Source organism: Bradyrhizobium sp. CCGB01 (assembly GCF_024199795.1).
Lineage (GTDB): Bacteria > Pseudomonadota > Alphaproteobacteria > Rhizobiales > Xanthobacteraceae > Bradyrhizobium.
Genome location: NZ_JANADK010000001.1, coordinates 1,525,867 through 1,547,473, shown reverse-complemented (window position 1 = coordinate 1,547,473; position 21,607 = coordinate 1,525,867). Strand labels below are relative to the sequence as shown.

The 21,607-nt window shown below is 64.6% G+C and carries 20 protein-coding genes; 11 read left to right on the top strand and 9 right to left on the bottom strand.

The window, feature by feature from the left end:
- Window positions 1–56 precede the first annotated feature (56 nt).
- Entirely contained in the window at window positions 57–1,034 is a 978-nt protein-coding gene (locus NLM25_RS07000; RefSeq protein WP_254136520.1) for a tripartite tricarboxylate transporter substrate binding protein, read from the top strand.
- A 122-nt stretch (window positions 1,035–1,156) separates the two neighbouring features.
- On the opposite strand, the gene NLM25_RS06995 is transcribed toward NLM25_RS07000, so the two are convergent.
- Window positions 1,157–2,842, bottom strand: a complete 1,686-nt coding sequence (locus tag NLM25_RS06995) for a methyl-accepting chemotaxis protein (RefSeq protein ID WP_254136519.1) — start codon at window positions 2,840–2,842, stop codon at window positions 1,157–1,159.
- Window positions 2,843–3,104: 262 nt separating this feature from the next.
- Between NLM25_RS06995 and NLM25_RS06990 the strand changes: the two genes are divergently transcribed.
- The 6 genes from NLM25_RS06990 (at window position 3,105) to NLM25_RS06965 (ending at window position 10,138) form a co-directional block, all read left to right on the top strand.
- Window positions 3,105–4,148, top strand: coding sequence for a C-terminal binding protein (locus NLM25_RS06990; protein ID WP_254136518.1), 1,044 nt, complete (start codon window positions 3,105–3,107; stop codon window positions 4,146–4,148).
- Between the two features lie 88 nt (window positions 4,149–4,236).
- On the top strand, window positions 4,237–5,583 hold the full coding sequence (locus NLM25_RS06985; protein ID WP_254116219.1) for an ABC transporter substrate-binding protein: 1,347 nt from the start codon (window positions 4,237–4,239) through the stop codon (window positions 5,581–5,583).
- Window positions 5,584–5,720: 137 nt separating this feature from the next.
- Entirely contained in the window at window positions 5,721–6,677 is a 957-nt protein-coding gene (locus NLM25_RS06980; RefSeq protein ID WP_254116218.1) for a carbohydrate ABC transporter permease, read from the top strand.
- A complete protein-coding gene (locus NLM25_RS06975; protein WP_375166812.1) occupies window positions 6,670–7,569 on the top strand; it encodes a carbohydrate ABC transporter permease in 900 nt (299 codons plus the stop codon). Before NLM25_RS06980 ends, NLM25_RS06975 begins: the two co-directional genes overlap by 8 nt.
- Before the next feature lie 132 nt (window positions 7,570–7,701).
- Window positions 7,702–8,673 (top strand): MBL fold metallo-hydrolase, encoded by a 972-nt coding sequence (locus NLM25_RS06970; protein ID WP_254136517.1) that lies wholly within the window; start codon window positions 7,702–7,704, stop codon window positions 8,671–8,673.
- Window positions 8,674–8,782: 109 nt separating this feature from the next.
- Window positions 8,783–10,138, top strand: a complete 1,356-nt coding sequence (locus tag NLM25_RS06965; RefSeq protein ID WP_254136516.1) for an esterase-like activity of phytase family protein — start codon at window positions 8,783–8,785, stop codon at window positions 10,136–10,138.
- Between the two features lie 48 nt (window positions 10,139–10,186).
- Here the strand turns inward: NLM25_RS06965 and NLM25_RS06960 are convergent, their stop codons facing one another.
- The 6 genes from NLM25_RS06960 to NLM25_RS06935 form a co-directional block, all read right to left on the bottom strand.
- Window positions 10,187–11,014 carry a TonB family protein gene (locus NLM25_RS06960; protein ID WP_254136515.1) on the bottom strand — a complete coding sequence of 276 codons (828 nt, stop codon included), beginning with the start codon at window positions 11,012–11,014 and terminating at the stop codon, window positions 10,187–10,189.
- Window positions 11,014–11,460, bottom strand: a complete 447-nt coding sequence (exbD, locus tag NLM25_RS06955; protein WP_254116214.1) for a TonB system transport protein ExbD — start codon at window positions 11,458–11,460, stop codon at window positions 11,014–11,016. Before exbD ends, NLM25_RS06960 begins: the two co-directional genes overlap by 1 nt.
- 4 nt (window positions 11,461–11,464) lie before the next feature.
- Window positions 11,465–12,241 carry a tonB-system energizer ExbB gene (gene exbB / locus NLM25_RS06950; protein WP_375167809.1) on the bottom strand — a complete coding sequence of 259 codons (777 nt, stop codon included), beginning with the start codon at window positions 12,239–12,241 and terminating at the stop codon, window positions 11,465–11,467.
- Window positions 12,242–12,266: 25 nt separating this feature from the next.
- Window positions 12,267–12,782, bottom strand: a complete 516-nt coding sequence (hutX, locus tag NLM25_RS06945; RefSeq protein ID WP_254136513.1) for a heme utilization cystosolic carrier protein HutX — start codon at window positions 12,780–12,782, stop codon at window positions 12,267–12,269.
- Between the two features lie 27 nt (window positions 12,783–12,809).
- Window positions 12,810–13,145 (bottom strand): antibiotic biosynthesis monooxygenase, encoded by a 336-nt coding sequence (locus tag NLM25_RS06940; protein ID WP_254116211.1) that lies wholly within the window; start codon window positions 13,143–13,145, stop codon window positions 12,810–12,812.
- Window positions 13,146–13,279: 134 nt separating this feature from the next.
- Entirely contained in the window at window positions 13,280–15,655 is a 2,376-nt protein-coding gene (locus tag NLM25_RS06935; protein WP_254136512.1) for a TonB-dependent hemoglobin/transferrin/lactoferrin family receptor, read from the bottom strand.
- A 250-nt stretch (window positions 15,656–15,905) separates the two neighbouring features.
- Between NLM25_RS06935 and NLM25_RS06930 the strand changes: the two genes are divergently transcribed.
- The 4 genes from NLM25_RS06930 to NLM25_RS06915 are packed head-to-tail and all read left to right on the top strand — an operon-like array spanning window position 15,906 to window position 18,972.
- Window positions 15,906–16,112 (top strand): hemin uptake protein HemP, encoded by a 207-nt coding sequence (locus NLM25_RS06930; RefSeq protein WP_254124160.1) that lies wholly within the window; start codon window positions 15,906–15,908, stop codon window positions 16,110–16,112.
- A gap of 6 nt (window positions 16,113–16,118) precedes the next feature.
- Complete coding sequence (locus tag NLM25_RS06925; RefSeq protein ID WP_254136511.1) at window positions 16,119–17,072, top strand: hemin ABC transporter substrate-binding protein; 954 nt, start codon at window positions 16,119–16,121, stop codon at window positions 17,070–17,072.
- Window positions 17,069–18,166, top strand: coding sequence for an iron ABC transporter permease (locus NLM25_RS06920; RefSeq protein ID WP_254136510.1), 1,098 nt, complete (start codon window positions 17,069–17,071; stop codon window positions 18,164–18,166). Before NLM25_RS06925 ends, NLM25_RS06920 begins: the two co-directional genes overlap by 4 nt.
- Window positions 18,163–18,972 carry a heme ABC transporter ATP-binding protein gene (locus NLM25_RS06915; protein ID WP_254136509.1) on the top strand — a complete coding sequence of 270 codons (810 nt, stop codon included), beginning with the start codon at window positions 18,163–18,165 and terminating at the stop codon, window positions 18,970–18,972. The genes NLM25_RS06920 and NLM25_RS06915 overlap by 4 nt, the downstream gene beginning before the upstream one ends.
- On the opposite strand, the gene NLM25_RS06910 is transcribed toward NLM25_RS06915, so the two are convergent.
- Entirely contained in the window at window positions 18,969–20,645 is a 1,677-nt protein-coding gene (locus NLM25_RS06910; protein WP_254136508.1) for a mucoidy inhibitor MuiA family protein, read from the bottom strand. The two genes, NLM25_RS06915 and NLM25_RS06910, sit on opposite strands and share 4 nt — an antisense overlap.
- 189 nt (window positions 20,646–20,834) lie before the next feature.
- Window positions 20,835–21,455, bottom strand: coding sequence for a response regulator transcription factor (locus tag NLM25_RS06905; RefSeq protein WP_254136507.1), 621 nt, complete (start codon window positions 21,453–21,455; stop codon window positions 20,835–20,837).
- Window positions 21,456–21,607: the final 152 nt, after the last annotated feature.

Sequence of the window (21,607 nt, the reverse complement as noted above, 5' to 3'; positions counted from 1 at the left end):
ATTTCAGCGAAGAGAAGCTAGGTTCCCCGCCAACGAAAAAGAGGGAACGTCCAGACATGATTTCAGCGCTGTTTCGAAACCTGCGTGCCGTCGGCACGGCCGCCCTTTGTCTCGCCGCCGCATCCGCCGCGCAGGCCGACAATTATCCGAGCCGCAACATCACGCTGGTGCTGCCGTTCGCGGCGGGCAGCGGCACCGACACCACGACGCGGCTGATCTCGCAGCATCTGTCGCAGGCGCTCGGGGTCGGCATCGTGATCGAGAACAAGGCGGGCGCCAACGGCATGATCGCCGCGACCTATGTCGCGCGCGCCGCTCCCGACGGCTACACGCTGCTGGTGACGACCAACACCACGCATTCGGCCAACCCCTATCTGCTCAAGAGCCTGACCTACGATCCGGTCAAGGATTTCACCCCGATCGCGCGGACCGGCGACCTGCCCTTCATGCTGGTCGTTCATCCGGATGTGCCGGCCAAGACCGTGGGCGAGCTTGTCGCCTACGGCAAGGCCAATCCGGGCAAGCTCAGCTACGCGTCGGGCTCGTCCTCGGCGATCGTGTCGGGTGCGACCTTTGCGCACAATGCCGGGCTCGATCTCCTGCACGTGCCGTACAAGAGCTCGCCGCCCGCGCTCAACGACGTCATGGGCGGCCGCGTCTCGATGATGTTCGTCGACATCCTGACCGGCCTGCCGCACGTCAACGGCAACGCGCTACGCGCGCTCGCCGTCACCACCAAGGACCGCTCGCCGCTGGTGCCGAACCTGCCCTCGATGCAGGAGGCCGGCGTGCCGGATTTCGATATCTCGTCATGGCAGGGCTATTTCGGCCCCGCGGGCATGCCCAAGGAGATCGTGACGCGGCTCAACGCCGAGATCAGGAAGATCGTCGAGAAGCCGGAGATCAAGGCCCAGCTTGCGACGCTCGGCATGGACGCCTTCTCCGGCACGCCGGAGCAGCTCGGCACGTTCGTGAACGAGCAGCTGGTGCTGTGGGAGAAGCTGATCAGCAACGCGAAGATCGAGAAGCAGTAGGACGGTCTCGTAGGGTGGGCAAAGCGTAGCGTGCCCACCGAAAGGTCACGGCGCACTCAAAACGAAAAGGTGGGCACGACGCTTTCGCGTCTTTGCCCACCCTACGAATTCAGCTCGAGAACTTACGCCGCGCGGACCTTGGCGAGGAAGCCGTCGACCGCGCTGCGCTGCGCGCCGGACTGGCTGTCCAGCTCGCGGGCGTTGGTGAGCACGTCGGTGGCGGCGTTGCCGGTCGCTTCCGCGGCCGAGGTGACGCTGCCGATATTGGCGTTGATCTCGTTCGAGCCGGCCGCGACCGACTGGATGTTGCGGGCGATCTCGCGGGTGGCTTCGCCCTGCTGCTCGATCGAGGCGGAAATGCCGGCGGTGATCTCGCTCATCTCGGCGATGGTCTGGGTGATGCCGGAGATGGCCGTGACCGCGTCGCTGGTCGAGGTCTGCATCGCCGCAACCTGGGCGGAGATTTCCTCGGTCGCCTTCGCGGTCTGGTTCGCCAGCGCCTTGACCTCGGAGGCCACGACCGCGAAGCCGCGGCCGGACTCGCCGGCGCGCGCCGCTTCGATGGTGGCGTTGAGCGCGAGCAAATTGGTCTGCGCCGCGATCGAGTGGATCAGCTTGACGACCTCGCCGATCTTCTCGGCGCCGGTCGAGAGCACCTGCACGGTGGCGTTGGTGCGTTCGGCGTCGCTGACGGCGCGGCTTGCCACTTCGGTCGAGCGCGTGACCTGGCGGGAGATTTCCGCAACCGAGCTCGACAGCTCTTCGGCGGCTGCGGCAACCGTGCCGACATTGCCGGAGGCCTTTTGCGAGGCAGCGCCGACCGTCGCCGCACGCGACGAAGCGTCGCTGGCCGTCGCGGTCATCGACTGCGCCGTCGACTGCATGCCGGCGGCGGCCGAGGAGACCGAGCGGACGATGCCGTTGACGCTGCGTTCGAAGTCGCTGGCGATGCCTTCCATCGCGCTGCGACGTTCCGCCGCAACACGCTCCTTGGCATCGGCCTCGGTCTTCTCGAGGTCGCGGATGCGGACCGCGTTGTCCTTGAAGATCTGGACGGTCGCGGCCATCGCGCCGACCTCGTCGCCACGGCCGACGCCGGGGATGTCGCCCCCGAGCTTGCCGTCGGCGAGCTCCTTCATGCGGGTACCGAGCAGCGCCAGCGGCACGCTGATGCTGCGGCCGATCAGCCAGGCGACGCCGCCGGCAACGACGAGGATGCCGAGGATGGCGAGGCCAAGCGACCAGAACACCGGGCCCATCTTGGCGTCGATGTCGTCGAGATAGGCGCCGGTGCCGAGATACATGTCGAAGCCGGGGACAGCGACCGCGTAGCCGATCTTGCGGATCGGCGTCTCCTGGCCGGGCTTCACATATTCATAATACAGCAGGATCGAACCGTTGGCCTTGACGCCGTTCATCAGCTCGACCGACAGCTTGCGGCCGTTGGTCACGACATCCATGCGGTTGGTGCCGATCTGCTTCGGATCGGGCGCGAGCTGGGTGATGCCGTCATAGGACGTGCCGAACAGATAGCCCGAGCCGTTGTCGTAGGTCATCGCATTGCCGTAGCGACGAAGGTCGGCCATCGCCGCATCCTTCGTCAGCTCGCCGGCATCGACGCGCTTCTTCAGCGCTGCGGCGTAGTTGCGGCCGAGATCGACGATCGACTTGGCCTGGTCGATTCGCGCATTGACCATCTCGCGCTTCATCAGATAGCCGGCCAGAAGACCGGAGATGCACAGGCCCAACAAGGTGACGGCGACGAGGATGCCGAGCTTGGAGGCGATCTTCAGATTGCTCAACTTCACGGGATGGCTCCGGCAAAAATGGGATACAGGCAAGCGAGTGAATCGATCGAAATTGAATCAACTCTTAGTGTATGACCTCTTAGCAAGTTACTTACACGTCTCCGTAGAAGCCCGGACGATGCCGCGAAAACCGGCAAATTATTCGCACCCCCAACAACCGGGAATTGTACGCGACTGCATCGATTTCGCGTAAAAGACGCAAAGGCCCGCCCAAGAAGGCCGGGTCACAACAAGAACCGACAGACCAAATCGGGAGCAGGAAATGCCGAAATACAGGGTGGTGACGCCGAAGGGCGCGAGCTTCACGGTCGCAGGCAGCGACTATTCCTATGAACGCGAGGCACTCGATCCGATCGACGCCGAGATCGTCGAGGCGCCGGCCGACGAGGCCGGGTTCATCGCCGCCGCAAGAACCGCCGACGCCATTTACGCCAAGGGCATCCCCATCACCAAGTCGATCATCGACACGCTCGACAATTGCAAGGTGATCACGCTCGGCTCGGTCGGCGTCGACAGCGTCGACGTCAAGGCCGCGACCGCTCGCGGCATTCCCGTCACCAACATTCCCGACACTTTCATCGAGGAGGTCGCCGACCACGCCATGATGCTGCTGCTCGCGGGCTTCCGCCGCCTGGTCGAGCAGGACAGGATGGCGCGTGACGGGCGCTGGGCCGAAGGCCGCCCGGCGCTGCTCAAGATCCCCAGGCTGATGGGCCAGACGCTCGGCTTCATCTCGTTCGGCCGCGTCGCGCGTGCCGTTGCGAAACGCGCCGCCCCGTTCGGCCTGCGCATGATGGCCTACGATCCCTTCATCCAGGAAACGCTGATGTACGACCACGGCGTGATCCCGGCGACGCTGAACGAGGTGCTGTCGCAATCCGACTTCGTGTCGATGCACGCCCCCGCCCGGCCCGAGGTGCATCACATGCTCACCGAGAAGCATTTTCGGCAGATGAAGAAGGGATCGGTCTTCATCAATACCGGCCGCGGCGCCACGGTGGACGAGGAGAGCCTGATCAAGGCCCTCCAGGAAGGCTGGATCGCCCACGCCGCCCTCGACGTGCTGGAGAAGGAACCGCCCTCGCACAACAATCCCATCCTCGGCATGGAGAACGTGACCCTGACCGCCCATGTCGCCTCGGCCTCGGCACGGTTCGACGAAGCGCGCAAGCGCCGGGTGGGCTACGAATTGTCACTGGTGCTTCAGGGCATGTGGCCGGTAAGCTGCGTCAATCCGTCGGTGCTGCAAGACACCGCGCTCCGCCGCTGGCAGCCCGTCAGCATGGACCGCGGTCCGAACAGCTGAGGCGGCCGGCCGCAAGACGCGCCGGAAACCGGAACGGCCCTTCACCGGCGATCAACGCCGGGAAGGGAGACATCATAGGGAGGAACTGATGAGGAACGACATCACACGTCGTGATGCCTTGGCGCTGGGCCTGTCTGCTGCGGCGGTCGCCGCAACCGGTACCACCGCGAATGCCCAATCCACGATCAAGGCCGCGGACGTCCCCGCACCGAAACTGCCGATCGAAAAGGGCGCAACCCTGCGCATGCTGCGGCCGGTGCGCTTCGTGCAGGCCGACGAAGACGTGTTCCGCGCCAACGCGGCCAAATTCACCAAGGAGACCGGGGTCGAGGTCAAGGTCGACTTCGTCGGCTGGGAAGACATCAACCAGCAGACCGCGGTGACCTCGAATTCCGGCGCCGGCCCCGACATCATCATCGGCTTTTCCGATGCGCCGCACATCTATGTCGACAAGTTGGTCGAACTCACCGACGTCGCCGACTATCTCGGCAAGAAGTACGGTGGCTGGCAGAACCTTGCGAAGGCCTACGGCATGAAGGCCAAGAGCGATACCTGGATCGGGCTCCCGTTCGGGGCTACGGCCGGTCCGCTGATCTATCGCAAGTCCATTCTAAAATCCGTCGGGTTCGACAAGGCGCCGGAAGACCACGCCGGACTTCTCGACCTCTGCAAGAAGCTGCACAAGGCCGGCAAGCCCGCCGGCTTTGCGCTCGGCAACGCGGTCGGCGATGGCAACGGCTTTGCGGACTGGATGATGTGGTCGCACAACGCCGCGCTGCTGGATGAGGAAGGCAATGTCACCATCAACAGCAAGGAGACCATCGCGGCGCTGAACTACGTGAAGGAGATCTATCCGACCTTCATCGCCGGCACGCCGTCCTGGAACGACGTCAGCAACAACCGCGCCTACTCTTCGCAGGAAATCGGGCTGACGGCCAACGGCGTCTCGCTGTATTTCTCGCTCAAGAACGATCCGGCGACCGCGGCCATCGCCGAAGACTCCGAACATCAGTTGCTGCCGAAGGGCCTTGCGGCGGCCTCGCCGATGTCGGGGCTGACGCTGAACGCCATGGTGTTCAAGCACAGCCAGTATCCCAATGCCGCGAAGGCCTTCCTGCAGTACATGCTGGAAAAGGACCAGTACGAGCCGTGGCTCAACGCCAACAGCGGCTACTGGTCGCAACCGCTCGCGGCCTATGCGGATGCGGCGGTGTGGAAGGGCGATCCCAAGGTGGCGATCTTCAAGGACACCATGAACAGCAAATACTACGCCGGCTACAAGGGTCCGATCTCGACCGCGACCGGTGCGGTTCGTGCGGACTATGTCACGGTGCAGATGTTCGCCTCGGTCGCGACCGGCGCGGCGACGCCCGAAGCCGCGGCTGCGGAAGCCGAGCAGCGCTGCAAGCGGTACTTCCGGCGGCAAAATCGGTAAGGACCGACAGAAGAAATCGTCATTGCGAGCGAAGCGAAGCAATCCAGTCTGTCTTTGCGACTACGGCCTGGATTGCTTCGTCGCTTCGCTCCTCGCAATGACGGCGTCGTGACTTTCACAGACGGGACAAAAAACCGATGTCCGTGACGACACTCTCTTCCCCTGCACTGGCCCAGCGGCAGCCGTCCTGGCTGGTTCGACTGTTCGACTACAAGCCGTTCCTGATCGTGATGTGCCTCGCACCCGCGATCGGGCTGCTCGCCGTCTTCCTCACCTACCCGCTGGGCCTCGGCATCTGGCTCGCCTTCACCGACACCACGATCGGCAAGCGCGGCATTTTCATCGGGTTCGAGAACTTCCAGTATCTGCTCACCGATCCGCTGTGGTGGAACGCGGTGTTCTACAGCGTGTTCTACACGGCGATCGCGACCTTCGGGAAGTTCGCGCTCGGCTTCTGGCTCGCGCTGCTGCTCAACAACCATTTCCCGTTCAAGAGCCTCTTGCGCGCCATCGTGCTGCTGCCCTGGATCGTGCCGACGGTGCTCTCGGCGCTGGCCTTCTGGTGGATCTACGATCCGCAATTCTCGATCATCTCCTATCTCCTGGTCGACGTGCTGCATTGGCGCACGAGCAATATCGACTTCCTCGGCTCGCCCTGGCCGGCGCGATTCTCGCTGATCGCCGCCAACATCTGGCGCGGCATTCCCTTCGTCGCGATCTCGCTGCTGGCGGGCCTGCAGACCATCTCGCCCTCGCTCTACGAGGCCGCGATGCTCGACGGTGCCAGCGCCTGGCAGCGCTTCCGCTACATCACCTTTCCGATGATGATGCCGATCCTCGCCATCGTCATGACCTTCTCGATCATCTTCACCTTCACCGACTTCCAGCTGGTCTACGCCATCACCCGCGGCGGGCCCGTGAACTCGACCCACCTGCTTGCCACGCTGGCCTTCCAGCGCGGCATCGCCGGCGGCGAGCTCGGCGAAGGTGCGGCCATCGCGGTGTCGATGATCCCGTTCCTGGTGTTCGCGACGCTGTTCTCATATTTCGGCCTGGCGCGCCGCAAATGGCAGCAGGGAGAGGCCAATGACTGATACCGTGGTTCAACCGGCCACCGCCGACGCCAAGGCCGCACCCGACACCATGGCCTGGGATTCCGGGCTGCGGCGGCTGATGATGATCTATTTGCCGCTCGGCTGCTTCGTGCTGATCCTGCTGTTTCCGTTCTACTGGATGGCGATCACGTCGTTCAAACCGAACGCGGAACTCTTGAACTACAAGGACCACAATCCGTTCTGGATCTCCTCGCCGACGCTGGCGCACATCAAGCACCTGCTGTTCAACACCGCCTATCCGCGCTGGCTGTGGACGACGATGATGGTCGCGATCGGCTCGACCACGCTGTCGCTGATCGCCAGCACGCTCGCCGCCTACGCCATCGAGCGCCTGCGCTTCCGCGGCAGTCCCTATGTCGGTCTCGGCATCTATCTCGCGTATCTCGTGCCACCGTCGATCCTGTTCATCCCGCTCGCCACCGTCGTGGTGCAGTTCGGCCTGTTCGACTCGCCGATGGCGCTGATCCTGGTCTATCCGACCTTCCTGGTGCCGTTCTGCACCTGGCTCCTGATCGGCTATTTCAAGTCGATTCCCTACGAGCTCGAGGAATGCGCGCTGGTCGACGGCGCGACGCGTCTGCAGATCCTGCGGCGGATCACGCTGCCGCTGGCGGTGCCCGGGCTGATCTCGGCCGGCATCTTCTCCTTCACGCTGTCCTGGAACGAGTTCATCTACGCGCTCGCCTTCATCCAGAGCGGCGCCAACAAGACCGTGCCGGTCGCGATCCTGACCGAGCTCGTCACCGGCGACGTCTACCAGTGGGGCGCGCTGATGGCAGGCTCGCTGCTCGGCTCCCTGCCGGTCGCGATCTTCTACTCGCTATTTGTGGATTACTACGTGTCCTCGCTGACCGGCGCGGTAAAGGAGTAACGGCTTCCGCGCGATCACGAAGGTTCGTGCAATCGTGATAGATCGCTGACCTGTTTCGTTCGATCTTGCCGCGCAGACGGCGAGGGTCGCCCATTGACGCCGTCGTTGATCGCTCGAGATCGCGAGATTCGCATGACATCGTCACGACCTCATCAACTCTCTAGACGCGGCTTCTGTTTGTGTTGCGTCGGCGGCGCGGCGTTCGCCGCCACCGGCGGATGGCTCACCCCGAGGCAGGCCTACGCGGAAGCGCGTGGCCTCGTCAGCCTGATCAAGGACAGCGCGGCGACATCACCGATCAAAACCTACAAGCTGCGCAACAATATCAGCGTTCTGGAAGGATCCGGCGGCAACATCGCCGTACTCACGGGACCTGACGGCAAGCTTCTGGTCGACGCCGGCATCGGCGTCTCGCGCCCGCAGCTCAGCAAGGCACTGGCCGAGCTTGGCAACGAGCCGATCGCGCATCTCATCAACACGCACTGGCACTTCGACCATGCCGACGGCAATGAATGGCTGCATGCGGCCGGCGCAAAAATCATCGCCCACGAGAACACCCGCAAGCATCTCTCCAGCATTCAGCGGGTCGAGGACTGGGACTACAATTTCCTGCCTCTGGCGACGAAGGCAGTCCCGACGGAGGTCTTCGCCAAGGAGCATCATCTCAAGGTCAACGGCGCATCCATCGCGCTGAAATATAGCGGTCCGGCTCATACCGATGGCGACATCTCCGTCATGTTTGCCGAGGCGAACATTCTTCACGCCGGTGACACCTACTGGAATAACATCTACCCCTTCATCGACCATTCGACCGGCGGCAGCATCGGCGGCATGATCGCGGCCTGCGACGCCAATCTGGCGGCCGCCAACAACGACACCATCATCATCACCGGTCACGGCAAGCCCGTCAGCAACAAGGCCGAGCTGCAGGAATTCCGCGACATGCTGGCCGCCATCAGAGACAATGTCGGCAATCTCAAGAAACAGGGAAGAACACGCGACGAGACGGTCGCCGCCAAGCCGACAGCCGCGTTCGACGCGAGGTGGGGACAATTTCTTATCGACCCCGGCTTCTTCACCAGACTGGTCTACGAGACCGCGTGAGACGCAGCGCGCGGTAGAGGAATAGCCTAAGCCTGCGGCCTTTCGCCCGGTTTCACAAAACTGCAATATGCCGACCGCATAAGGCGTCGTCCGCCAACAGGAGACGCACATGCGCGCGACTTTTCTCAGCACCGTCGCAACGATCATTCTCACCGCCAGCACCGCGCTCGCGCAGAGCGAAGGCGAATTCCCCGCCAAGCTCGCCGGCCACGTGGTGATGCCGGCCGCCTCGTTCATCGACGCGCCGGCCGATGCCCCCGCCGATCTCAAGACTTCCGGCAAGTACACCACCGGCAAGCGCGTCGACGCGCTCGGCACCGTGATGGGCAAGTCCTATGAGCGCGCGACCGGCGTCTCGCTGCCGTTCAAGGGCCAGCCGCTCCAGGGCCATTCCGGCATCAAGACCATGCCCGACGGCACCTTCTGGGTCATCACCGACAACGGCATGGGCGCGCGCGCCAACTCGCCGGATTCGATGCTGTACCTCAACCGCTACAAGATGGATTGGGCGAACGGCAACATCGAGCGCCAGGAAACCATCTTCCTGCACGATCCCGACAAGAAGGTGCCGTTCCGCATCGTGCATGAGGACACCCAGAAGCGCTATCTCACCGGCTCCGACTTCGACACCGAAGGTTTTCAGATCATCGGCGATACCTTCTGGATCGGCGACGAGTTCGGCCCCTACATCCTGAAGGCCGACAAGACCGGCAAGATCCTCGGCGTGTTCGAGACCGTTGCCGACGGCAAGCCGGTGCGCTCGCCGGACAACTGGGCGGTGGGAACGCCGGGCGCGCCGGGTGCGACCTACACCAACGTCAACCTCCGCCGCTCCAAGGGCTATGAGGGCTTTGCCTCGTCGAAGGACGGCAAGTTCCTTTACGGCCTGCTCGAGGGGCCGCTGTGGGATGCCGACAAGAAGGACTGGGAGAAGGTGGACGGCAAGGAAGCCTCCCGCATCCTCGAATTCGACGTCGCCGCCGAGAAGTTCACCGGCCGCTACTGGCAGTATGTGTTCGAGCAGAACGGCAACGCCATCGGCGACTTCAACATGATCGATCAGGCCTCCGGCCTCATCATCGAGCGCGACAATGGCGAAGGCACAGCCGACAAGGCCTGCCCGCAGGGCCAGCGCGGCGAGAACTGCTTCCCCGACATCGCCAAGTTCAAGCGCGTCTACAAGATCGAGCTGACCGACGCCAATGTCGGCAAGCCCGTGCGCAAGATCGGCTATATCGATCTGATGAAGATCAAGGATCCCGACAAGAAGGCGAAGAAGCCGCTCAACGACGGCGTCTACACCTTCCCGTTCTTCACCATCGAGAACGTCGATCGCGTCGACGAGACCCACATCATCGTCGGCAACGACAACAATCTGCCGTTCTCGTCCAGCCGCGATCCCAACAAGGCCGACGACGACGAGTTCATGCTGCTCGAAGTCGCGGACTTCCTGAAAGCGAAGTAAGGCCCGGCTCTCTGATCCTCTCCCGCTCTACGCGGGAGAGGAGTTCAGTCACTTCCCGAAGATCACCGGGATGTTGATGGGGACCGTCGCGTATGTGATCTCGGGTGGCATCGCTGGAAATGGCTGGGCCTGACGCATCATCGCCGCGGCCTGGGCGTCGAGCGCGGATACGCCCGACGATCCGCTGACGCGGCTGGACAGAACCTGGCCCCCGCGGCCGAGTGTGAAGCTCAGCCTGACCACACCTTTCTGACCATTGGCACCTGCCGGATACTGGTGGAAGCGCATGAGGTGCGCACGGACGCGCTGGTAATAGGTCGCCATCGCCGATGCGACCGCGCCCGTACTCACGGCGGAGGCAAGTGGAGCTTGACGCTCCGCGCGCGGCGGCGCGCTGGTGCGCGGCGCGGGCGGTGCATCTGATGGCTTCCGGGCGTCGGGGCGCACCACCCTGGGCTTGGCCGGCGCCGGCGTCTCCACGGGTGCGACTTGCACTGGCTCCGGCTTCGGCGAACTTGGCTCGAGCTTCTGCTCCGGCGGCGCCACCACGTCCGGCTTTTCCTGCGGCGGCGTCGGCGCGATGGTTTCCTCGACGGCCTGTTGCTGCGTCGGCTCCGGCGGCGACGCATCCGCCTGCTCCATCACCGGGCCCGGCGCGATATCCAGCGGCGTTGACTGCGGCGCCGACGTCTCCGGCGTCATATCGATGAGGATGGCCGGCATGTCGACGCCCTGCTCGGGCTGCGACCTCAGCCAGCTCATCGCCAGCAGCGCGGCCGCAAGATGCAACGCGACGATCACCGCCGCCGAAACGCCCCAGCGCGCGGTCTCGCGCTCGCCGAGCGGCTCGTGCAGGGCAAAAGCGTTCGCAGACATCAGCTGCGCCCGTCGAGGCCGACCAGCGCGACCTTGAGGTAGCCGGCGTTACGCAAGGTGTTCATCACCTCCATCAGGTCGCCGTAGCTCACAGCCTTGTCGGCGCGCAGATAGATGCGCTCGTCCTTTCGGCCCTTGGTGGCCGCAGCGAGCGCAGTGGCGAGACCATCGCGTGCCATCGTGTCCTCGCCGACGGCGACGGTGAGATCCGGCTTCACCGTCACGAAGGTCGGCTTGTCCGGCCGCGGCGCCGGCTCCGCTGCGGTTGCCGGCAGCTCGACGCCGATGTCGACGGTGGCGAGCGGAGCTGCCACCATGAAGATGATCAGCAGCACCAGCATCACGTCGATGAAGGGCGTGACGTTGATCTCGTGGGTGACGTCGAGATCGTCAGGGCCGCCGCGCTTGAGCGGCGATCCGGAGCGTGCGCCGAGCTTCGCGCCCATGGTCTTACTCCGCTGCCCGTGCCAGGCGGAAATCCCTGTGATCGCGCTGCCGGCTCACCAGCAGCATCAGCTGCGCCGAGGCGTCGCCGAGCAGCGCGCGATAATTGGCGATGCCGCGAACGAGCTGATTGTAGATCACCACCGCCGGGATCGCGGCGACGAGGCCGAGCGCGGTCGCGAGCAGCGCTTCCGCGATACCGGGTGCGACCACGGCAAGGCTCGTGGTGTGGCTCTCGGAGATGCCGATGAAGGAATTCATGATGCCCCAGACCGTGCCGAACAGGCCGACGAACGGCGCGGTGGCGCCGATGGTCGCGAGCACGCCGGTGCCGCGCGCGATCTGCCTGGACATCGCGGCCTCGACGCGCTCCAGCCGCAGCGCAACGCGCTCCTGAAGACCGTCATCAAGCACGCCGCCGGAGAGCTCCGCCTCTTTGGCGCAGGACTGGATGAGTTGGGCGACCGCGTCATGCGCGTTGCCGGCACGCTCTGCGGCCTCCGCCAATTTGATGTTGCCCTCGAGCGCGCGCGTCCGCTGCAAGGCAAGCGCGCCCTTGCGGCGCAGCTCGATGGACTTGGCCAGCCACACCGTCCACGTCACCAGCGAGGCGACGGCCAGTCCCACCATCACCGTCTTCACGACGATGTCGGCACCGAGGAACATGCCCCATGGGGACAAATTGCGCGGCAGCAACGCCTCGTCGATCGCGAAGGCTGGCGCCGGCGCGAGCGCCAGCGCGATTGTTACGATCATTTGCCGAAGCCTGAAAATGCCCTGCATCCTGATCTCCCGACACATAGAAGAGCTACGCCGTGGGCCGTGCCGCGATCCGGTCCGCGAGCTGCCGGAACCGTGCCAGCTGGTCCCCGCGCAGCGCCCGGGTCTCATCGCGGCCGACGAACACCTTGAACATGATGCCGCCGTCGGCGTTCACGAAAGCAACGAAGGCCGAGCTCTTGCCCATGAAGGGACGCTCGACGAAGGCTACGCCTGCGCAGCGCTCGTGGCGGAGATGGCCGTGCAATCCCTTCGGCTGCATCAGGTTGAAATAGCCGCGCCCGATCTCGCCCGCCGGCACCCCACCCGTGAACTCGAAGATCGCATCATCCGTGTGGATGATCAGAGTGACCTCGCCCCATGCCGCAATGTCCTGCATCGCAGCGGCGAAGTGCTCGCCGCCGCCAATGCGCACCATCGACGACGGCAGCGCCTCGATCACTGCGCGCGGCGTGACCTTGCGCTCGCGCGCGACGTCCTCGATCACCGCGCCCGGATTGTCGGTCATGTACGCCTTGAGGTCGGCGAGATCGGTGCTCAACATATCCAGCTCCTCCTCTGCGCCGCCGCCTCAGGCGGCCGCGTTCGCCTTGCGCTCGGTCATGATGACCTCGAACCCCTCGAACTTGGGATGGCCGAGATAGAGGCTTTCCCCAGTCCTGTTGTCAGCACGCGCGTGGGCGCGGCGGAATTCCTCCGAGCGCGTCCAGGCCTCGAAGGCTGCCTTGTCGACCCACACCGTGTGCGAGGAATACAGCGTGTGGTCCTCGAGCACCGGTCCCTTGAGCAGGTGGAATTCGACGAAGCCGGCCATGCTGCCGAGATAGGACTCGCGGGTGCGCCAGACGGTCTCGAAAGCGGCTTCCGAGCCGAGCTTCACCTGGAAACGATTCATGGCGATGAACATTCGATCTTTCTCCTGTCAATCTTGTTGATCGGCGCATGCCGACCGGATGTTTCAGAACGCGCCGAAGCCACGCTGGGACTCAGCGTGGCCCTGGATGTCAATACGGCGTCCCGTTCGGGATCGGCGGCTACTCCCTAGATGCCGCCGAAGTGATACTTCAGGCCTCCCTTGACCACGAGCCCCGCGCCGGCACTCGCCCATTTCACGTCGTTTTGCGTGTCGGTCGTGCTGCCGGCGGGAAGTGCGTAGGGCCGGTAGTACTGGTTCAGAAGGTTCTCGACCGAGAAGTTGAGCGTCATGTCCCGCGTCGGCTGATACTGCAGATACAGGTTGACCAGTTGGTATGAAGTAGCCGGCAAATAGTTGGTCGGAATATCCGTGTTGGCGATCGCCGACGTCCACATCATCGACAGGATGAGCGAACGGTCGAGCAGGCGTACGCCGGCCGTCGTCGTGATCTTCTGCGGCGGAATGCTGGACAGCCCAAATCCGGTCTGGACGTTCTTGCCGTTCATGTAAGAACCGGAGAGGCCGAAGAACCAGAGATTGGCGTCATACATCGTCTCGGCTTCGAAGCCCTGGATCCGGGCCTCCGCGATGTTCTGGTACTGATAGAACGGCATCGGCCCTCCCGGCCCGCCGAGCGGCGCGCCAAAATTGACCAGGTCGATGAAGTTCTCGACGTCGTTGCGGAACACGTTGATCTTTCCGCGCAGCGTGTCGCCCGCAATGAACAGATCGTTCTTCTTGATATTGAAGCCGATCTCCTTGTTCTTGCCGACCTCCGGCCGCAGGTTCGGATTCGAAACGAAGCAGAACGTGGAGTCCGCGCCGGGGCCCGGCGTGCCGGACGGACAACGGAAGAAGCTGTCGAAGGGCGAGGCAGCGGTATGCGAGCCGGTGATCAGCGTCTCGGTGATCGACGGCGCGCGATAGCCTTCGGCATAGCTGACATAGGGCGTGACGACCGCGGTCGGCACCAGCGCGACCGTGATCTTCGGCGACAGCCGATCTCCACTGGAAGAGGTTGTGCCCGACGAGAGCTGGTAGTTGTCGTAACGCAGCGCGCTGATCACCTCGAGCATGGAGGTGTAGTTGGTCTTCCACTGCACGAAGCCGCCGGAAACCGTACGCTTGCCGCCGGGCGTCGTGATCTCGGACGTTCCGGTCGTGTCTCGCGACGAGACCTGATCCTGGAACGCGTCGAGGCCATAAGTAACTGCGTGGCGCCAGTCGCCGGTCACAAAGCGCGACGTGTTGTACAGATCGATACCATAGGTATCGAGCAGATATCCCCGCGTGCTGCCGATACAGCCGGACACCGCGTTGCCGGGCACGCCGCCGCAATAGGCCGATGCCGTGGTGCTGGTGTGCGCGGTCTTGACCTGGTCGTTCTCGGTGCGATTCCAGTAGATCTTCGAATCCCAGTCGAACAACTGATCGTCGGGCTGGTTGTACTTCCAGCCGAGCGTCGTGGTGTAGTTCTTCACATCGGTTTTGTAGATCGAGGTGCCGCCCAGGTTGAGCGTACCGTTCGCGTTGGTCGTGTTGGGATCGCCCGCTTTCCGCGGCGGCTGGCCCACGCTGTAGAGGTCCTCCTGGAAGATGGTCCCGAGCTTGACCTCGTGTCCGTCGGCGGGCCGCAACGTCAGCTTGGCAACGCCGCTCGACAGCCGGTTGCCGGTATTGGCGACCTCGTAGCCGGTCCCGTCCTTGTAGTTCTCCTGGGTGCTGTAGGTGCCACCCGCGAACACGTCGACATTGGGATTGACGTGAACGCCGCCGAAGGCCGAGCCGAGCGCGCGGCCGTAATTGCTGCCGAGCACCGACTTCACGTCGACGCCCCAGCGCTCGCCTGCGCGCACGACGTCTTCGATATCCTTGGTGCGGAACGACGCCACGCCGCCGATCGCGCCCGAGCCATAAATGTTGGCGGTCGGACCGCGGACGATGTCGATGCCGCTGATCAGCTCAGGATTGAGGAAGAACGAGCCGTTGGCGAAGTGACCCGTGCGCTGATAGTTCTGCCGCGCGCCGTCGACAACCACGGCGACCCGGCCGAAATCCTGCAGGCCGCGGATATTGATCGAGGTCGACGGCTCGTCGCCGCGATTCTGGACCCACACGCCCGGCACATTATAGATGAGATCGCCGACGGTGCTGGGCTGGCGGGCTTCGATCTGCCCTGAAGTCACGACGCTGACCGGTGCGAGCGCATCGACCGCGCGCTCTTCGGTCTTGGAGGCAGCAACCGTAATCGCGTCAAGCGTCTGGACAGGCGCGGCGCCGCCGGCCTGGGCACGCGCATTCATGACTGCGGGCGTCGCCTGCTGCTGGTCGGCCTGCGGCTTGGCCGGCTTGCGCTTGGCCTGTTTCGGCTTCGCAGGTTTGGCCGACTGCGCGGCTTGATCCGCGGTCTGGGCGAAACTGCTCGCCGGCAACATCGCAGCAATTGAAACCACTGACGCACCCAAAATCAGCGCGCGCGAATACCTAGCCCCGTCAGCCATAACCCCAACCCAATCATTATGTGTCTTGCTTGGCTGGCGTGCGCCGCACGAGGCGAGCGTCTGGCTGGCTATTTTCTGACGCAGGCCCCCCGGCCCGCATGGTCACAATTGGTTACGTGGCAACACTCTGACGGTCAATGACATCGCGTTGCAGTTTATATCGATTGTAAACTGCCGCCGTTGGAATGCGCCTGTTGCCGCTTATACAAACAAGACGCATCTGAAATTTCGAAAGCGCATCACACCCACCATGTCAGCAGCGTCCGGAGACCATAGCGGCGATGCGGCAGGGCCGACACAAAGCCCTTCTGCAACAACGAGAACTCTCACCATGCGCGGGAGCCGGATCGACAGCCGCGAGCTCTTTGCGGCGGAGCGCGAGATCATCATCGCGCATGGTGAGGACAGCTACCGCCTCCGCCTGACCTCGCAGAACAAGCTGATCCTGACGAAGTAAACCGCAATGACATTTTGTCGCACCCTCACAAACCTTCTGTTTTCCGGCACAATCGCGCTCGCATCGACCGCGCACGCTGCCGGTATCACGGTGCATGATGCGCGCAATCGCGATGTCGCGGTCACCGACTTCGCGCGCACGGTCTCAATCGGCGGCGCCATCACCGAGATCCTCTATGCGCTCGGGCTCGAGAGCCGGCTGGTCGGCGTCGACACCACGAGCCTTTATCCGGCGGCGGCGCTGCACGATAAACCTAGTGTCGGCTACATGCGGCAGATCTCGGCCGAGGGCGTGCTCGGCCTCAACCCCACGCTGATCCTGGCGATCCAGGGGGCAGGTCCACGCGAGGCCATGGACCTCCTGGAGACGGCGAAGGTGCCGCTGGTGCTGGTGCCCGAGACCTATTCCGAGGAGGGCCTGATCGAGAAGATCAAGCTGGTCGGCCATGCCATGGGCGTCGATGCCCGCGCAGAATGCCTGAGCGTCGCGGTCAGCGCCGATCTCAAGCAGCTCCGTGCCCTGCGCGCCAAGGTGACGAAGCCCGTGCGCGTGATGTTCGTGATGTCGCTCCAGAACGGACGTGCGATGGTCGCCGGCCACAAAACTGCGGCCGACGAGATCATCCAGCTCGCCGGCGCGGCCAATGCCGTCGAGGATTACGACGGCTACAAGATCATCGGCGACGAGGCGATCGTGGCGGCCAAACCCGATGTCGTGCTCTCGATCGACCGCGACAAGGATTCGCTCCGGGCCGACGCGGTCTATTCCCATCCCGGCTTTGCCCTGACACCGGTCGCGGCCAACAAGAGCTTTATCGCGATGGACGGGCTTTATCTGCTCGGCTTCGGGCCGCGCACGGCCGCGGCGGCGCGCGATCTGTCGGTCAAGCTGTATCCGGCTCTGGCCGATAACGGCGGCGCCTTCACGTCGGCTCTGTCGGCGACGAACTGCCGGCAATGAGCGTGGCGGCCGGGACCGAGGCGCGGAGCCCGCGACGACACGCCGGTGCAGGACGGCGGTTCTCCTCCGTTGCAATCCCCCTGCTGCTCGCAATGCTCGCCGTCACCACGGTCATCGCGCTGACCGTCGGCGCGGCCGGGATTCCCCTGTCTCGTCTGCCTGCCGCGCTGGGTTTCGCCGGCAACACGGCTTCCGATGCCATGACGGCACGCGACCAGCTCGTGCTGTGGGCGATCCGTATCCCGCGGATCGCAGCGGCCGCAATGGTCGGCGGCCTGCTCGCAGCCACGGGCGCGATCATGCAGGGGCTATTCCGCAATCCGCTCGCCGATCCCGCGCTGGTCGGTGTCTCCAGCGGCGGCGCGTTGGCTGCCGTGTCTGCGATCGTCTTTACCGATTCGGCTCTTGGCGATTCCTTGCGATTTCTCCAGACCGAGCTGCTGCCGCTGGCGGCGTTCGCCGGCTCGCTGGCGACGACCGTGATCCTCTACAGCATCTCCAGCCGTTCCGGCCGCACCTCGATTACGATCTTCCTGCTTGCCGGTATCGCCTTCACCGCAATCGCCAATGCCGGCATCGGCCTGCTCATCTTCATCGCGGACGATCGTCAGCTCCGCGACATCACCTTCTGGATGTTGGGATCGATGAGCGGAGCGAGCTGGGCCAAGGATGCCGTGCTCGCGCCGGTGCTCCTGGTCGGGCTTGCAGCCTGCACCTTCATCGCCCGCGGGCTCGACCTGCTCGTGCTGGGCGAAGCCGACGCGTTTCACGGCGGGGTCGATGTCGAGCGGCTGAAGCGCATATCGATCGTGCTGGTTGCCGCCATGACCGGCGTTGCCGTCTCGGTCTGCGGCGTGATCGGTTTCGTCGGCATCGTCGTGCCGCATTTGCTGCGACTCCTGATCGGGCCCGCGCACCGGCTGCTCTTGCCCGCCTCCGTCCTGCTCGGCGCGATCCTCATGGTCGGCGCCGACACCCTCGCCCGGACCATCGTGGCGCCGGCAGAAATGCCGATCGGCATCCTGACCGCGGCGATCGGCGCGCCGTTCTTTCTTGGCATCCTGCTGCGGCAGCGCGGGCTGGCCTCGCTGTGAGCGCCGTGATCGAGGCGCATGGCTTAACCAGGCGCGCCGGCCGTGCGAGGCTGCTCGATGGCGTCGGCCTGACGGTTTCGGCCGGCGAGATGGTCGCGATCATCGGTCCGAACGGCGCCGGCAAGTCGACGCTACTGCGGCTGCTCTCCGGCGACCTCCGCCCGAACCAGGGCGAGATCCGGCTGAAGCAGCGCGACATCAGCAGCTACACGCCGCGCGAACTCGCCGCGCGCCGGGCGATGCTGTCCCAGCACATCAACGTCACGTTTCCCTTCACGGTCGAGGAGATCGTGCTGATGGGCGCAGGTGACCGCAGCGCGCGCGATGCCGGCCCGCTCGTCGACGCCGCACTGGACGAGGTAGGGCTATTGCATTTCCGCGAACGGCAATTGCCGACGCTGTCGGGCGGCGAGCAGCAGCGCGCCCATTTCGCCCGCGTCTTGGTGCAGCTCGCCTGCGGCGAGGCCCAGCATGGACCGGGGCTATTGCTGCTGGACGAGCCGACGTCGAGCCTGGATCTGCGTCACCAGATCGACCTCGTCGAAGCGGCGCGCCGCCGCGCGGCCGGCGGCACGGCTGTCGTCGCGATCCTGCACGACCTCAACCTCGCGATCCGCTTCGCCGACCGGCTGATCGTGCTGAACGGCGGCAAGCTCGCCGCCGACGGCCCACGCGCCAAAATCGTCACGCGCGAGATCATCCGCGACATCTTCGAGATCGACGCCGTCGTCCATCAGTCCGACGACGGCGTGCCTTACGTGCTGCCGCAATCGATGCGGGCGCCGGGGCCTGCCTCGGGTACCTAGCCCGCCGGCACGATCACCATGCTCTTGTCCTTCGGCCAGCGGATGCGCCAGGCGAAGTTGATGTCCTTGACTTCGCCGGGCTTGGCGTCGAACGACCATTCCAGCACGCCGCGCTTGTCGCGGATGTTGCTTGCGGTCGGCGGCGTGGTCGCGGGCAGCATCTCGACGACGATGTCCTCGCTCTCGCTGACCGGCAGCTGATCCTCGATCACGACCTTGATCGGGAAGTCGTGACCGTTGCGGATCGTGGTCTTGAACGAACGCTCGTCGGTCTTCGACGTCGTCACGAGCAGGCCGGCCGAACCTTCGTTGCGCTTGAGCACGGCGCGCTCGATCCTGACCTTGTCGTCGGCGCCGAAGCCGAGCCGCACGACGTCGTCCTTGGCCGAAGCCGAGAGCTTGCCGCGGCCGACGAAGACGCCGTCACGATAGATCGCGACCTTGCCGGGCAGCAGGGTCGTGTCGTCGGTCTGCTTGAAGCTGGCTTCGAGGAAGGCGGTCGGGTCCATCACCGGTGCCGCGCGCACTGCGAGATCGGCGGGCACGCTCATGGAAGCGATGCGCAGGCTCTTGGCGCCCTCAGCAGCGCCGAGGCTGACGCGGCCCGGAATCTTGAACGTGGCCTGGAAGTCACCGATCTCGGCAACCGCCTGCTGCTCGTCGGCACGCTCGCGCTGCTCGGACGCTTCCGCAATCTTGGCCATTGCCGGCGATTGCGCCTGGCGCGTCATTGGCGCAGGCCGCGCCAGATCGGAGGCCGTGCCGAGTGCCATCGGCCTCGGCGGTTGCGGATATTGCGCCACCAGCGAGCCCAGCTCCGGAGCGCTGCCGCCGCGATTGATCCGGACCGTGGAGACGCCGAGCGTCACGTTCGACCAGTCCTCGCCGGTCGACTGCGTGATCTCGGCGCGGCGGACAAGCTCGAGCTGCGGCTTGCGGTCCTTGGCGCCGGTGTCGAGCCGGGCATCATAGAGCGGCAACCAGCGCGCATTGCGTACGTTATAAGTGACCCGCAGCGTCGCCTTGGTCGCGGCTGTCGCGGCAACATCCATGCGGACCTCGAGCTTGCTCGGCGGCTTGGCCTTGCGCTCGAGCTCGAGCTGGGCGATCTGCCGGTCGATCTCGCGCAGCTTGCGCGTGGCGTCACGGATGGCCGTATCGGCGCTCGCAATTTCGTCGCCGACGGCGGTAAAGGCCGTGCGCCATTCGGCGATCGGCCGTGCCTCGCCCTTCTCGCCGATGCCCACGGGGGAGACTTCCGCAAAGCGCTCCGCAAATTTGCGCCGCGCATTGGCCGAGTCGATGGCGCCTTGCAGGTCGGCGCGCTGGTCGTTCAGGGCCTCGATACGCTTTTCCAGCTCGGGCAGGTTGACCGGCGCGGCGCGCGGCGGCCGCGCATCGATCGTGCCGATGGTGAGTTTTGCGCCGCCTTCGCCCTCGACCCGGATGGAGGACGTATCGAGACCGAGCGGAAAGTCCTTGGCGACCAGCGTCGAGTCCCCAGACGGCAGGTCGATCGCAATGATGCGTGTGACAGTGGCGCCATCGGGGTAGACCGTGACGGCGTCGATCGCCGAATTGGTGTCCACATCGGCGGCCCATAACGGCGACGCCGCCGCCATGGTCACCAGAACCAGGCTCGTCGTTGCCAAACATCTTGCGGTGATGCGCATAAAGTCCTTCCTTCCGTTATCGCCGCGCCGTCAGCCGGACGCGTGATCAAAATGCCTCGCCAACAGGATTGGACGCGGCAGCGAAGGAACCGGTTCGATTGGGGTTTCCGTGGGGCGCCGCTGCGGCGGCACCATGGCCGCGGAACGCGTCATGGGTCTCGCGGTGGAGCCTTGAGGCGCTCCCAGGCTTTAGCCTTGCGTGGGCGAACCCTGGCCGAAGATGCGGCGGAGCAGATCGGTCACGTTCTTGGCGCCGGCCTTCTTCAGGATGCCGGCGCGATAGCCCTCGACCGTCCGTGCGCTCAGATGCATGCGCCGGGCGATTTCCTTGTTGGTGAGGCCGGCCGCAAGGTGCTCGAGCACATCGCCTTCGCGCGCCGTCAGGGGCTCGCAGCCGGGCAGCCAGCGTTGCCGGTTCGAGCCGGGTTGCCCAAACTCGTCGATGGCGGCATCGATCCGGTCGACGATGTCGCGGGTGCGGAAAGGTTTTTCGATGAAGTCGGCCGCGCCGCTCTTGATCGCGTCGACGGCCATCGCGATGCTGCCATTCGCCGAGGTCATCAGCACCGGCGCCATGCAATTCTCCTCGCGCAGCTGCTTGAGCACGTCGAGGCTGGAGCGATCCGGCGGCATCTCCAGCAGCACGCAGGCCGGCATCCGCGCCCTGGCTTCCGAGAGCAGCGACGCACTATCGGCAAAGCAGATCACGTCATAGGCGCTCTGCTGGAGCGCATTGGACAATTGTTCGCGCGAGGCGGCGTCAGTCTCAATGACGAATACCTCACCCTTGGAAAGCATGTTTCCCGGCATAACCTCGATCCAGCAATGTCTTGGTCAAATGGTCCGAGACAGCAGCGGGCCGCGTCGCGCCGCGCCGTCATACGCACGGCATTCACGCCCGTGCTTCGGTTTCCCTTATGTATGTTCCATCCTGTTCCCGGATTTGACGGATCGGGACAGAA

Bases quoted from the DNA above. Each gene is read 5' to 3' on its own strand.
- NLM25_RS07000 (WP_254136520.1), top strand. From the start codon at position 57: ATGATTTCAGCGCTGTTTCGAAACCTGCGTGCCGTCGGCACGGCCGCC.
- NLM25_RS06990 (WP_254136518.1), top strand. From the start codon at position 3,105: ATGCCGAAATACAGGGTGGTGACGCCGAAGGGCGCGAGCTTCACGGTC.
- NLM25_RS06985 (WP_254116219.1), top strand. From the start codon at position 4,237: ATGAGGAACGACATCACACGTCGTGATGCCTTGGCGCTGGGCCTGTCT.
- NLM25_RS06980 (WP_254116218.1), top strand. From the start codon at position 5,721: ATGTCCGTGACGACACTCTCTTCCCCTGCACTGGCCCAGCGGCAGCCG.
- NLM25_RS06975 (WP_375166812.1), top strand. From the start codon at position 6,670: ATGACTGATACCGTGGTTCAACCGGCCACCGCCGACGCCAAGGCCGCA.
- NLM25_RS06970 (WP_254136517.1), top strand. From the start codon at position 7,702: ATGACATCGTCACGACCTCATCAACTCTCTAGACGCGGCTTCTGTTTG.
- NLM25_RS06965 (WP_254136516.1), top strand. From the start codon at position 8,783: ATGCGCGCGACTTTTCTCAGCACCGTCGCAACGATCATTCTCACCGCC.
- NLM25_RS06960 (WP_254136515.1), bottom strand. From the start codon at position 11,014: ATGTCTGCGAACGCTTTTGCCCTGCACGAGCCGCTCGGCGAGCGCGAG.
- exbD (WP_254116214.1), bottom strand. From the start codon at position 11,460: ATGGGCGCGAAGCTCGGCGCACGCTCCGGATCGCCGCTCAAGCGCGGC.
- exbB (WP_375167809.1), bottom strand. From the start codon at position 12,241: ATGCAGGGCATTTTCAGGCTTCGGCAAATGATCGTAACAATCGCGCTG.
- hutX (WP_254136513.1), bottom strand. From the start codon at position 12,782: ATGTTGAGCACCGATCTCGCCGACCTCAAGGCGTACATGACCGACAAT.
- NLM25_RS06940 (WP_254116211.1), bottom strand. From the start codon at position 13,145: ATGTTCATCGCCATGAATCGTTTCCAGGTGAAGCTCGGCTCGGAAGCC.
- NLM25_RS06935 (WP_254136512.1), bottom strand. From the start codon at position 15,655: ATGGCTGACGGGGCTAGGTATTCGCGCGCGCTGATTTTGGGTGCGTCA.
- NLM25_RS06930 (WP_254124160.1), top strand. From the start codon at position 15,906: ATGTCAGCAGCGTCCGGAGACCATAGCGGCGATGCGGCAGGGCCGACA.
- NLM25_RS06925 (WP_254136511.1), top strand. From the start codon at position 16,119: ATGACATTTTGTCGCACCCTCACAAACCTTCTGTTTTCCGGCACAATC.
- NLM25_RS06920 (WP_254136510.1), top strand. From the start codon at position 17,069: ATGAGCGTGGCGGCCGGGACCGAGGCGCGGAGCCCGCGACGACACGCC.
- NLM25_RS06910 (WP_254136508.1), bottom strand. From the start codon at position 20,645: ATGCGCATCACCGCAAGATGTTTGGCAACGACGAGCCTGGTTCTGGTG.
- NLM25_RS06905 (WP_254136507.1), bottom strand. From the start codon at position 21,455: ATGCCGGGAAACATGCTTTCCAAGGGTGAGGTATTCGTCATTGAGACT.